The organism is Veillonella sp. 3627, from assembly GCF_003992195.1.
Classification (GTDB): Bacteria; Bacillota; Negativicutes; order Veillonellales; family Veillonellaceae; genus F0422.
In genome coordinates, this window is record NZ_RQVG01000008.1 from 59036 (window position 1) to 71930 (window position 12895).

General features: G+C 40.1%; 8 protein-coding genes. 4 read left to right on the forward strand and 4 right to left on the reverse strand.

The annotated features are described in order from the left end of the window. The first annotated feature begins 229 nt into the window (after positions 1-229). The 4 genes from pflB (at position 230) to EO114_RS05330 (ending at position 4863) form a co-directional block, all read left to right on the forward strand. Positions 230-2359: a formate C-acetyltransferase gene (gene pflB / locus EO114_RS05315; RefSeq protein ID WP_062403048.1), complete on the forward strand. Its 2130-nt coding sequence runs from the start codon at positions 230-232 to the stop codon at positions 2357-2359. Positions 2360-2361: 2 nt separating this feature from the next. Continuing rightward, positions 2362-2601, forward strand: a complete 240-nt coding sequence (gene grcA3, locus EO114_RS08010; RefSeq protein WP_009353611.1) for an autonomous glycyl radical cofactor GrcA3 — start codon at positions 2362-2364, stop codon at positions 2599-2601. A gap of 6 nt (positions 2602-2607) precedes the next feature. After that, positions 2608-3378 carry a pyruvate formate-lyase-activating protein gene (gene pflA, locus EO114_RS05325; RefSeq protein ID WP_127061949.1) on the forward strand — a complete coding sequence of 257 codons (771 nt, stop codon included), beginning with the start codon at positions 2608-2610 and terminating at the stop codon, positions 3376-3378. A gap of 303 nt (positions 3379-3681) precedes the next feature. Next, positions 3682-4863: a sodium/glutamate symporter gene (locus EO114_RS05330; protein ID WP_127061951.1), complete on the forward strand. Its 1182-nt coding sequence runs from the start codon at positions 3682-3684 to the stop codon at positions 4861-4863. A 49-nt stretch (positions 4864-4912) separates the two neighbouring features. On the opposite strand, the gene EO114_RS05335 is transcribed toward EO114_RS05330, so the two are convergent. The 4 genes from EO114_RS05335 to EO114_RS05350 are packed head-to-tail and all read right to left on the reverse strand — an operon-like array spanning position 4913 to position 12892. Next, positions 4913-6232, reverse strand: a complete 1320-nt coding sequence (locus EO114_RS05335; RefSeq protein WP_009353623.1) for a gluconate:H+ symporter — start codon at positions 6230-6232, stop codon at positions 4913-4915. An 18-nt stretch (positions 6233-6250) separates the two neighbouring features. Next, positions 6251-7804, reverse strand: a complete 1554-nt coding sequence (locus tag EO114_RS05340; protein ID WP_062403057.1) for a gluconokinase — start codon at positions 7802-7804, stop codon at positions 6251-6253. A gap of 12 nt (positions 7805-7816) precedes the next feature. Continuing rightward, on the reverse strand, positions 7817-11515 hold the full coding sequence (locus EO114_RS05345) for a PolC-type DNA polymerase III (protein ID WP_127061953.1): 3699 nt from the start codon (positions 11513-11515) through the stop codon (positions 7817-7819). 24 nt (positions 11516-11539) lie between these two features. Then, positions 11540-12892 (reverse strand): VanW family protein, encoded by a 1353-nt coding sequence (locus EO114_RS05350; protein ID WP_127061955.1) that lies wholly within the window; start codon positions 12890-12892, stop codon positions 11540-11542. Positions 12893-12895: the final 3 nt, after the last annotated feature.

Consider the following 12895-nt stretch of genomic DNA (forward strand, 5'->3'; position numbering starts at 1 on the left):
TAAAATATAAATCTATACTATAGTAACGCTATATACAACTTTGTAATATACCTTATTAGATATCTTACATCCTGTATATAGCGTTATTTATTGTTTGACTATTTACTCATACATCTCTTTCAAAAATAATATAACCCATAAAAACTTTTATATTGTAATGATAATTATTATAGATTACAATAAAGTTAACCCTATGGGTTGCGTTTTAATGTGTATTTGGAGGTATATTATGCAACAAGCATGGAAAGACTTCAATACAGGTGTATGGGATAAGTCCGTGGACGTACGCGATTTTATCCAACGAAACTATGTGCCTTATGTAGGCGATGATTCTTTTCTAGTAGGTCCTACAGAACGAACTACTAGACTTTGGCAACGGGTATTAGATTTATATGAGGAAGAACGACAAAAAGGTTCTGTCATCGATGCAGACACTGATGTAGCAACTCATATTACGGCGCATGCCCCTGGATATATTATTCAAGAAGATGAACAAATTGTAGGTCTTCAAACTGATTATCCTTTGAAACGTGCCATGTTCCCTTATGGTGGTTTACGAACTGCTAAAAGTGCTATCGAAGAGTATGGTTACAAAATGGATCCAACTCTTGAAGCATTCTTTAAAACTCATCGTAAGACACATAATGATGGTGTATTTGATGTATATACACCTGAGATGCGAGCTGCTCGCTCTGCTCACATTATTACGGGCCTACCTGACGCGTATAGCCGCGGCCGAATTATCGGTGATTATCGCCGTGTAGCCTTATATGGTGTAGATTATTTGATCAAGGATAAAGAAGATCAATTCAATATCACCATGGGCGATATGATGCCAGATGTCATTCGTGACCGCGAAGAAATTCGAGATCAAATCCGTTCTTTGAAAGAGTTAAAAGAGATGGCTGCGTCCTACGGATTTGATATCTCCAAACCTGCTACCGATGTAAAAGAAGCTATCCAATGGCTATACTTTGGCTATTTGGGTGCTATCAAAGAACAAAACGGTGCAGCTATGTCTATCGGACGTAACTCCACTTTCTTGGACATCTATGCAGAACGTGATTTGAAATCTGGTAAATATACAGAAGAACAAATCCAAGAAATGGTGGATCACTTCATTATGAAATTGCGCATGGTTCGTTTCGCACGTATCCATGAATACAACAATTTATTTACTGGTGATCCTGTATGGACAACTGAGTCTATCGGTGGTATGGGCACTGATGGACGTACACTAGTGTCTAAAACGGCATTCCGTGTCCTACATACATTGCAAAACCTTGGTCCTGCTCCTGAACCAAACTTAACAGTACTTTGGTCTCCTTCCCTTCCTGAAGGTTTCAAAAAGTTCTGTGCGAAGCTCTCTATTGCAACATCTTCCATTCAATATGAGAACGACGAAATCATGCGTCCAAATTCTGGCGATGATTACGCCATCGCTTGCTGCGTATCCCCTATGCGTATTGGTAAAGAAATGCAATTCTTTGGCGCTCGCTGTAACTTAGCGAAAGCCTTACTATACGCAATCAATGGTGGCGTAGATGAAAAGCTGAAAAAACAAGTAGGTCCAAAATTCCGCCCTATTACTTCAGAATACCTTGACTTCGACGAAGTCATGGAACGCTTTGAAGATATGACGGAATGGTTAGCAGGTGTATATGTGAATGCTTTAAATATCATTCATTACATGCATGACAAATACGCCTATGAAAAATTGGAAATGGCATTGCATGACCGTAAGGTAACACGTTGGTTTGCTACAGGTATTGCTGGACTTTCCGTAGTAGCTGATTCTTTATCCGCTATTAAATATGCGAAAGTAAAACCTATACGTGATGAAAATGGTATTGCTATTGATTTTGAAATTGAAGGCGAATTCCCTAAATATGGTAATGATGATGATCGTGTAGATGATTTAGCTGCTACGGTGGTATCTGGGTTTATGAATAAAATTCGTAAACATCCAACCTATCGTCAATCCGTACCTACTATGTCACTATTAACCATTACATCGAATGTGGTATACGGTAATGCCACTGGTGCTACTCCTGACGGACGTAAAGCAGGTATTCCATTTGCTCCTGGTGCCAACCCTATGCATGGTCGTGACGAACACGGGGCTATCTCTTCCCTAGCATCTGTTGCTAAAATGCCATGGCGTGATTGTTGCGATGGTATTTCTAATACATTCTCTATTATTCCAGATTCTCTTGGTAAATCCGGAGAGTCTATGGTTACATTAGGCGACTTGGACCTAGATATAGACCTAGGCAATATTGAACATGCATTAGCCGATGGTTGTGAAAATCTAGCTTGCCGTGAGCCAAATGTTACATTCCCTGAAGAAAAGGAGTAACTATGACAAACGAACAACAAGTTGATAATTTAGTACAGTTATTAGATGGGTACAGCAAAAAAGGCGGCCACCATTTAAACGTGAATGTATTCAATCGTGAAACATTATTAGATGCTCAAAAACATCCTGAATTGTATCCACAATTGACTATCCGTGTATCTGGTTATGCAGTTCATTTCAATAAGTTGACAAAAGCTCAACAAGACGAAGTGATTGCTCGTACATTCCATCAATCCATGTAATACACTATGGTAGGTCGTATTCATTCCATTGAGACTATGGGAACTGTGGATGGTCCGGGCATGCGATTTGTCCTCTTCCTTCAAGGTTGCCCATTGCGATGTGCCTATTGCCATAACCCAGATACTTGGGATCCCTCTACGTATGCCCAAGAAATGACGGTGGCAGATGTGTGGACACAATTTGAAAGGAATCGAGACTTTTATATCACTGGAGGCATTACTGTCACTGGTGGCGAAGCATTGTTGCAACTCCCTTTTATTATCGAACTCTTTACTTTCTTTCACGGAAAGGGAATTCATACTTGTCTAGATACAAGCGGGATTTGCTACACACAGGAACAGGCTAGAGAGTACAAACTGCTTCTTGACGTAACGGATTTAGTCATTCTTGATGTGAAAGAGATCGATTCCTCTATACACGAAACACTAACCGGCAAACCTAATGATGCGGTCCTAGAGTTCGCTCAATTTGTAGACGCTCATGGAACAGATTTTTGGGTGCGCCACGTGGTAGTCCCAACCATCACAGATAATCGCGATCGCTGGTATCGGCTTGGTTTCTTTCTAGGTTCCTTCAAACATTTGAAAGCCGTAGATTGCTTACCTTACCACGTCATGGGGGTTAATAAATATGAAAGTCTTGGCATTTCCTATCGCTTAGATGGAATACCGCCCCTCTCAAAAGCTGACGCACAGCGTGCACTCCGCGTTGTCCTTTCTGGAATACGCGACTACCGCCGAGGTTTATTGTGTCCTCTTAAAACACCAGAAAGTTAAACTCATAATAATACTTTCCTGATCTTTCATAAAAGCGCACTATCCTTCGTGGACAGTGCGCTTTTTCTGTATACCTCCGTAGACATATCGGTATGTATATATTCCTATGTATCTGTTATATTAGTATTTTGTGTTCATGTATTGATATTCATTTCTTATGGATAGCTTTTACATATTAGATGTTTAGTTGTATAATAGGAGGGTATTATTTCAGACTATCTCACTATGATTTTGGTGCAAGTGAATCCTATGAGCACTACTGCACCATCATAGTCTTTTGTACCTAAAGTTAGGAGGCATTTCATGGCATCGTCGTACATGCTACAATTACATCTTGGCGCTGTAGAAACGGTCATACTCTCACTGTTTTCCTTCTTACTTGGAACCTTTATGCACAAGCACATTAACATCTTGCATCGTTGGGCTATCCCAGTGCCTGCTATTGGTGGTTTAACTGTAGCAATAATTGTATTTCTACTACAAATTTCTGGTCTTATACTCATTACTCTGGACAAGGCTGTTCTCGTTCCTGCTATGGTGGCATTCTTCGCCACTATGGGGCTAGTAGCGCCCGTGCAAATTTGTACATCTTCGTTAAAAGCAATCCCTCGCTACTGGGGCATGAGTACTTTGCTTGTGATTATGCAAATCAGCATTGGCTTAGGACTAGCTAGTCTATTTGGATTAGACAAACACTATGCTATTTTATTAGGCTCTTTATCTCTTGAAAGCAGCTACAACTTTGTGTCCGCCTTAGGTCATGACTTAGGGAATGCCTTAAATGGTGAAACTGTGGCACATGGTATCATTGCATTCACTACCATTATCGGTGTGTTCATCGGCGGTCCTATGGGACAATATTTAATCGAAAAGTTCAATCGCTATGAAACAGCACCTCCTCCACCAGATTCACCAGCACCGACACCGGTTGGGATTATCATCAACTTATTGTTGGTTCTAATCTGTGTCAGCATCGGCATCGGCGGTTCCCACTACTTATTAGATACCTTCGGTTTGCACATTCCTACGTTCATTGTATCCATGTTATTGGCCATTGCTATTCGTAATGGTGGCGATGCCATGGGCCAAACGTTCATCAATTCTAAAGCTATTGCCTTATTTAGTCAAATTAGTATTACCATCTTCTTAACTACTGTGTTCATGAGCGTACCTGTCATCGCATTACGTGCGCTTACAGGACCAATGCTTGTGATTCTTGTGGTACAAGTCATTGCGATTATTCTGTTTACACGATTCATCGTATTCCCTGTGCTGTGTAAAGATTACGACGGCGTTGTCATCGGCGCCGCCCTCCTTGGCCACGGCTTAGGAATCACACCAAACACGGTAGCAACTATCGCTACCCTCGGTGGTCGCTACAGAAAATCTGTAAAAGCTTTCCTAGTTGTTCCAATTACAGCTACTGTATTAATCAATGTATTGGGTATACCTATCTTACATTGGATCATGCAGTTCTATTGGTAAATATATAATATAAAATCCCCAATCCATTCACTGGACTGGGGATTTTTTATTATAAGAATAAATTAATGATTTCTACACCAATTAATCCACATACGGCAATCACTGTTTCTACCATACACCAAGAGCGTAATGTTTGTTTGACAGATAATCCGAAAAACTCTTTAAATAACCAGAATCCTGGGTCATTTGGTGGGCTAAAGAATACAGAACCAGCACCTACTGCAATTACCATCAATTCAGGGCTTACACCTGTTAATGGAATTAACGGCGCCACAATGCCGCCAGCTGTCATAGCTGCCACTGTAGCAGAACCAACAGCAATACGAATCACCACAGCAATTAACCAAGCTAATACTAATGGAGATACATTCACTTGCATCACTAATTCACCGATATAGGTACCCACACCGCTATCGATCAATACTTGTTTTAGTGCTCCACCAGCTCCTACAACAAATAGAATCATAGCTACTGTTAATATCGCTTTTTCAGAAGTAGCCATAATATCTTTCATAGATTTGCCACGAGCGAAGCCAAACGTATAGAAAGCAATAATAATAGAAATTGTCAACGCTACAGAAGGATCACCAATGAAGTTAAGAATGACCATAATGGTAGATGTTTTTGGTAGATTCATCATTTTACCAATAGCTGTAGCGGCCATCAAGATAACTGGTACTAATGCTGTAAAGATAGATACTCCAAAGGATGGCATTTCCTCTTCTGTAAATACCTTATCATTATGAAGGCCTTCAGGGATATCTGTTTTGATATCTTTCACAGTATTATACAATAATGGACCTGCCAAAATAACTGTAGGAATACCGATTAAAATACCATACACCAATGTTAATCCAATGTCTGCATTAAATAATACAGAAATCGCTGTAGGACCTGGATGTGGAGGCAAGAAACCATGTGTCACAGATAAGGCTGCTACCATTGGCATACCTACTTCTAACAATGGAATATCCGCAGATTTAGCAATGGTAAAGATCAAAGGAATCAATAAGACGAAACCAATTTCATAGAATAAAGCAATACCTACAATAAATCCAGTTAAACATACAGCCCATCTTACATTATTACGACCAAACATGTTGATCAATGTAGTTGCAATACGTTGCGCTCCACCGCTATCGGCCATCAATTTACCTAAAATAGCGCCAAAGCCTACTACGATTGTTAAACCACCTAAGGTAGCTCCTAAGCCTTTTTGGATGGTTGGGAAAATTTTGTCAAGCGGCAATCCTTCTCCAAAGGCTAATAATACACAGACCAATAGCAATGATAAAAAGCTATTCATCTTTACTTTTACGATTAGGAAAAATAGTAAAATAATTCCTAATGCAAGAATAACTAATGGCATTTCTAGTCTCCTTTCTAATTACAAACGACTAAATGGATGTTCCTTTTGGAACTGAACAAGACGTGCCAAATCGTCTTTCATATGAGTATACAAACTTTCATAAATAGAGAAAAGTTCTTCATATACGGCTTGATGTTGCTCCTTAGGGTGATAAATACATTCAGGCTGTACTAGCTCTGCTGTATCCTTAATATCTGATAAAGTTCCATCAGAAATAAACCCTAACACAGCGGCGCCAAAGGAGGCACCTTCACTATTATTTGGTAGGGTGATATGTTCACCGAATATATCACTCATAATTTGTACCCATAATTCAGATTTAGTGAAAGAACCACTAATGCGGATATCTTTTACCTCTTCAAACTCACGTAATGCATCAAGAACAAACCGTAAGCTATAACAAATCCCTTCCATTGTGGCGCGAATCATGTAAGAGCGACTATGATTTAAGGATAAACCTACGAAAGCACCACGCAGATCAGAGTTCCAATAAGGAGCTCGTTCACCAGTAAAGTATGGCATTAATAACAAGCCACCAGATCCAGCCGGTACATGTCTTGCTTTCATGGTCATTAAATCATAAGGATCCACCGATAATTGTTCCATTTGGGAGCCATGATAATGCAGGATACGATCTCGCATCCAGCGCAAAATCATACCGCCATTGTTGATAGCTCCACCAGCCACCCACATGGTATCTGTTAAATTATAGCACCAAGTACGACCTTTTGGATCCATTTGCGGCTTTTCTGTAAGCATGCGTATAGCCCCAGATGTACCTATAGTAGCACTTAACTGCCCTTTAGATACAGCGCCAATACCAACATTCACCAGTACTCCATCAGTAGCACCGATGACAACCGGTGTATTCACAGGTAAACCTAAACGCTCTGCTACGCCTGCTACTAACTTACCACTATACGTAGTAGATACTACCTTAGGTAGTTGTTCTTCTTGAATTCCTACATAGTCTAAAATCTCAGAATCCCAAGTTTCTGTAAAAGCATTAAATAAACCAGAACTAGATGCCACTGATTTATCTGTTACCCATTCTCCTGTCATCAAACGGAACATGTAATCTTTAATAGATCCAATATGCGCCATACGAGCAAAGATTTCAGGTTGATTTTCTTTGACCCATATGATTTTTGCCAATGGATAGGATGCATGTAGCGGACAGCCTGTTCTATAGTAGAATTGTTTACACGTTTCGTCTTGTTCCATACGGTGTACAGTGTTGGAACTTCTGCTATCTGCCCAAGTAATCATATTCCCTAATAAATCAAAATGTTCATCTTGAGGAATAAAACTATGCATCACTGAGCTTAAAGCAATCCCGGATATAGTGACTAGTTTATATTGTAAATCTTTTACAACTCCAGCAATGACTTCTTCTGCCGCATCATATATTTGTTGAGGATTCTGCTCTGCTCGATCATATTGTGGTGTTTCTAATGGATAAAAAGCATCTCGTACAGCTACAGATTTACCTTGTGCTGTATATGCCATAGCACGCACGCCTGTAGTTCCCACATCAACGCCTATCCATACTGCTTCTCTAACTTCTGACATATATACCTCCTATCATCCAAATAAACTCATTTGCTCATCTTCTGGTAAGTCGCCTAAACAACCTAATTCCACCATGCGATTGGCAATGGTTTGAGACATTTTTGTACGTCTCCGCAAATCTTTAATCGATAAGAACTCTGCTTGCTCTCGTTCTTCTACGATGGCATCTGCTACCTTTTCGCCTAAACTAGTAACAGCTACAAATGGCGGTAATAAAGAGGTTTCATCTTTAATCATAAACCGTCTTGCTTGAGATTTGTATAACTCTACATTGGCAAATGAGTACCCTCGCTGTTTCATTTCCAAGGATACCTCTAAGGCAGACATTAAATCTTTTTCCTTTGGTGATGCTTCATACTTCGCAGCTAATGCTTTCAAACGTTTAAACTCTTGCTGCTGCTCTTCCAAGGAGCCCATCATAATTTTCAAGTCAAAGGCTTTTGCTCGAATAGAAAAATACGATGCATAGAATGCTAATGGATAATTAATCTTATACCACGCAATGCGGAATGCCATCATAACATAAGCTACGGCATGGGCCCGTGGGAATAAATAGGAAATCTTTTTACAAGACCCAATAAACCACTCCGGCACTTGGGCTGCTCGCATTTGGTCTTCATAATCTGTTTGGGCAATCCCCTCTTTATTACGCTTTTCGATACCCTTCCCTTTACGCACATTTTCCATAACAGAAAAGGCTACATTATCTGCTACACCGTGATTACGCAAAAAGTTCATAATATCATCACGGGTAGAGATAGCTTCATTCAATTTACATGTCCCTGTTTTAATCAAGGTCTGCGCATTATCTACCCATACATTTGTACCATGAGAGAAACCAGAGATCCGCACTAAGTCAGAAAAGGTTTGTGGTTTTGAATCTTCCAGCATAGCCCGTACAAATCCAGTACCTGATTCAGGTACTGCCAAGGTAGCCACTTTATCCCCTTGTAATTGAGCCGGCGTCAAGCCTAATGCTTTCGTTGAGGAGAATAAACTCAATGTGGCGGGGTCATCAAAAGGAATACTCGTAGATGGTATACCCGTCATATCTTCTAACATACGAATGATAGTAGGATCATCATGGCCCAGTATATCTAGTTTGGTCATACGACCTTCAATAGAATGATAGTCAAAGTGTGTGGTAATAATGCCACTTTCTTTTTTATTAGCTGGATATTGAACTGGTGTGAAATGATGTACATCCATATCTCGAGGGCAAACCATGATGCCTCCCGGATGCTGACCTGTGGTATTCTTTACTTTTGTAAAGCCTGTAGATAACTTTTCAATAAAACCTCGTCGTTTTTGTAAATCATTCACATCTGCATATTTGTAGGCATAGCCAATCGCCGTTTTATCCGCAATGGTACCGATGGTTCCAGCTCTAAATACATTATCTCGTCCAAACAATTCTTCCGTGTATTTATGGGCACGACCTTGGTAATCGCCAGAGAAGTTCAAATCAATATCTGGGACCTTATCCCCATGGAATCCCATAAAGATAGCGAAAGGAATATCGTGACCATTCGCGATAAGTGGCGTACCACATTCAGGACAATTGCGCCGTGGCAAGTCAAAGCCCCCCGCATATTCCCCTTTCAAATAGAACTCACTCCACTTGCACTGTGGACAAACATAATGTGGCTCTAATGGATTTACCTCCGTAATATCCGCCATGGTGGCTACAAAGGAGGATCCTACAGAACCACGAGAACCTACTAAGTACCCATCATCTAAAGATTTTTTTACTAGTTTATGGGCAATGTAGTACAATACACCGAAACCATTGCCGATAATACTCTTAAGTTCATAGTCCAATCGATCTTGCACCGTCTTTGGCAAGGGATCTCCATAGATAGACTTTGCTTTCGCATAGCACATATCTTCCAAGGCTTTATCAGCCCCTTCGATTTTTGGTGAATAGGTGCCATTAGGAATCGGTACAATATAATCAATACTTTGCTCTATAGCTCTCGTATTGGTCACTACCACCTTGTAGGCATTGTCTTCTCCTAAGTAAGCAAACTCTTCCAACATTTCATCAGTGGTACGCATATGCTGATCTGCTTTGTCTTTTGCATCTTTCACACCGCTAGCGGTAAGCATGATTTCACGGTACATTTTGTCTTTAGGATCCATATAATGCACATTACCTGTAGCTACTACAGGCATTTGCAAGGTATCCCCTAAACCGACGATACGACGATTAATCTCTTTTAAATCTTCCTCATTTTTTAACAAGCCTTCTTTTATAAAACTCTTGTAATTATCATGAGGTTGAATTTCTAAATAATCATAAAATGTAGCAATTTCCTGCAATTCTTCATCGGTAGCACCGTGAACCATAGCTTGAATCAATTCTCCAGATTTACAAGCCGTTCCTATAAGAATCCCTTCACGATGGTCTTCAATGACAGCTCTTGGCAATCTTGGGTACTCATCAAAATAATTCAAATGGCTAATAGAAATCATCTTGTACAGATTCCGTAAACCTACCATATTTTTTGCAAACATAATAATATGATGTGGTGTCGATTGGTCCTCTTTTTCAATTAAATAGGCCTCTACACCATAGAGAATCTTCACGCCTTTTTCCAAAGAGTATGCTTGTGCCTCTGGGAATGCTTGTACCACCCCATGATCAGTAATGGCTACCGCTGGATGTCCCCAATCTTTCACACGATTCACAATATCTTTCACTGCTACTAGCGCATTTTTCTCGGACATTTTTGTATGTAAGTGAAGTTCTACTCTGGCTTCCTCGTGAGTATCTGTGCGCTTCGCATTCTCCGTATCCTCCACAGGGCGCACAGAATCCATATTTAACACATAATCTCGTACAAATTGCTCATCATAGATGACTTCCCCTTTGATTTGCACCCTCCCAACAGATTTTAAAATTTTTAATAGCTTTGGTCCATCTTCAGAAGGGCTGGTAAATCGTTTAATAGCCAAGCTATTGTGCTCGTCCACTAGATGACCAGTAATAATATACCGTTTTTTAGGCTCCTCACCTTTTTCACGTGCTTTTTGTACAGCCTTACTATCTTCCTTAGGTCGAATTTCTCGTATATCTAAGCTGTGAAAGTGTCCCGATATGACAACCTGTTCTCCAGTTCTTACAAAGAAATCATCTGTCCGATGCGTGTCAGCTTCATCAAAAACAGGGCCTAATAACATCCCATCTTCAGTGGTTAGCTTCCGTCTACGCATAGGATATGAAGAATTACTAGTCACAGTTGAAGTCGGAGTATTAGGACGATCTATGACCACTGGCGCATCATATAAATCATCATAATCCGACGAAGTTTTTATGGTACCATCACGACTCACATAGAGTTCCATTTCATCGAATCGATTCTCTTCATCCATATCCCAATAGATATCGTAATCTGCTACTTCATTGGCCTGTTGTAAAAAAAGATACTCTGCATCTTCCAGAGGACTATTCCCTAAATCATCTCCAAGGAATTGCTCTACGTTTACATTAGGTATTCGAGTGAGAATGATTTGGTTCATGAAATCCCCAGTATCTATCACTTCGTAGGTACAACCAATAGCATGACAAATCTCTTCTATGCGTTGTTGCACCACGGGATCTAATGTCCCCTTAGCGGGAGAGCCAAATATATGCAATTTTCCATCTTTTAAGTAAAAGTAAAAATCTGTTTTAGATTCTCCTCTTCGTACTAAATGATAGCATTTCATCGTACTACTCCCTTATTGATTCAACTATCCATTCTTTTTACTAGAATCCTCTTTGTGCTTTTTTACCACATTAGGACCTGTGACAACAACCGTATCTACAGGTTCATAATAAGAATTAAAGGTATAGGTAGAAGATCGCCCATCTCCATATACTATGGTTCTCGTCGTATCTACAGAAACTCCCTCATGACCTGCTTCCTCTACAGTTTCCTCTTTCACAGCCTCATCGATTTTTTCTATCTTTTTATTAGGAATTCTTTGTTCTTTACCCTTTGTAATCGTTACAGACTGTGGTACATCTTCCTTAGCTCCTAATATAGTAATTGTCACATAGCCAGCACCTTCTTCGGCAATCACATAGATGGGATTAGAATAAGGGTTTTTAAACTGAAAGTCAATATATCCCCACGCCACAGTAGCATCTAAGCCTACTGGTATATAGGAAACAGGAGCAAAATGCGTATCACGTTCTACAATATCCATACCAGATAACAATGCAGTATTAAATAAAGTAGAACTTACTTGGCATATTCCGCCACCAATACCTGGCACCAAACGTCCTCCCATAAATACAGGTGCATCGTCATAACCCGCTTCAGCAGTCCGTTCTCCTACTACTTGATTAAAGGAGAAAATACCCCCTGCCGGAATAAAAGTTTGATGAATTTTTTGAGATGCTAAATGAATATTATGGGCTCGGCTTGTATTAGAGCCATCAAAATAAGTCGTAAAGGACCCCAATATGGAAGTGATAGACACTAAATCTTTATCTGTTATCGTAGGCTGTGCAGACTCATTGATAACAAGTTCTAGGGTCTTTACCTTACCTTCTTGCAATTGTTCTTGCAATCGCTTCATAGTAGCTGTCACATCTAACTTACGGCCTACCTTAGCGGGCTGATGTACCACTGTGTTACCTTCTAAAGTAACAGTGGCATTAGTTCCTACTTGTCCCATGGCCTTTGCATAATTCAAAAAATATGACTCAGCCACTGGTCCATCTACTTTATATCGAATGTTCATCGCTTTTCCATGAAGTAACGCATCTACTCGGTGCATGACATAGGTCATGACATCACTTTCATAGCCATAATCCATTACATCGGTTAAGGTTCCCACCCTATCTATGGTAATCCCTAAATCTGCTAAATTCATGGTCGTTTCTTTTCCCTTAGGATCTACTATGCGAATCCTTTGTGACTGTGTGTTCCGCTCTTGTAAATAGGTGTCTACTTCATCCATACTTTGATGAGATATACTATGACCATCTATAGTTAATCCATAAATAGTGTTTCCAGTAGGCCATACAAGCCCTGTTACAGCTCCCCCAACGAGAGCTATAAGAGCTGACACAGTGGCAATATACTTTCGTTTCATACT

Coding starts and splice junctions, on each gene's coding strand:
- grcA3 (WP_009353611.1), top strand. CDS start 2,362: ATGACAAACGAACAACAAGTTGATAATTTAGTACAGTTATTAGATGGG.
- EO114_RS05345 (WP_127061953.1), bottom strand. CDS start 11,515: ATGAAATGCTATCATTTAGTACGAAGAGGAGAATCTAAAACAGATTTT.
- EO114_RS05330 (WP_127061951.1), top strand. CDS start 3,682: ATGGCATCGTCGTACATGCTACAATTACATCTTGGCGCTGTAGAAACG.
- pflA (WP_127061949.1), top strand. CDS start 2,608: ATGGTAGGTCGTATTCATTCCATTGAGACTATGGGAACTGTGGATGGT.
- pflB (WP_062403048.1), top strand. CDS start 230: ATGCAACAAGCATGGAAAGACTTCAATACAGGTGTATGGGATAAGTCC.
- EO114_RS05340 (WP_062403057.1), bottom strand. CDS start 7,804: ATGTCAGAAGTTAGAGAAGCAGTATGGATAGGCGTTGATGTGGGAACT.
- EO114_RS05350 (WP_127061955.1), bottom strand. CDS start 12,892: ATGAAACGAAAGTATATTGCCACTGTGTCAGCTCTTATAGCTCTCGTT.
- EO114_RS05335 (WP_009353623.1), bottom strand. CDS start 6,232: ATGCCATTAGTTATTCTTGCATTAGGAATTATTTTACTATTTTTCCTA.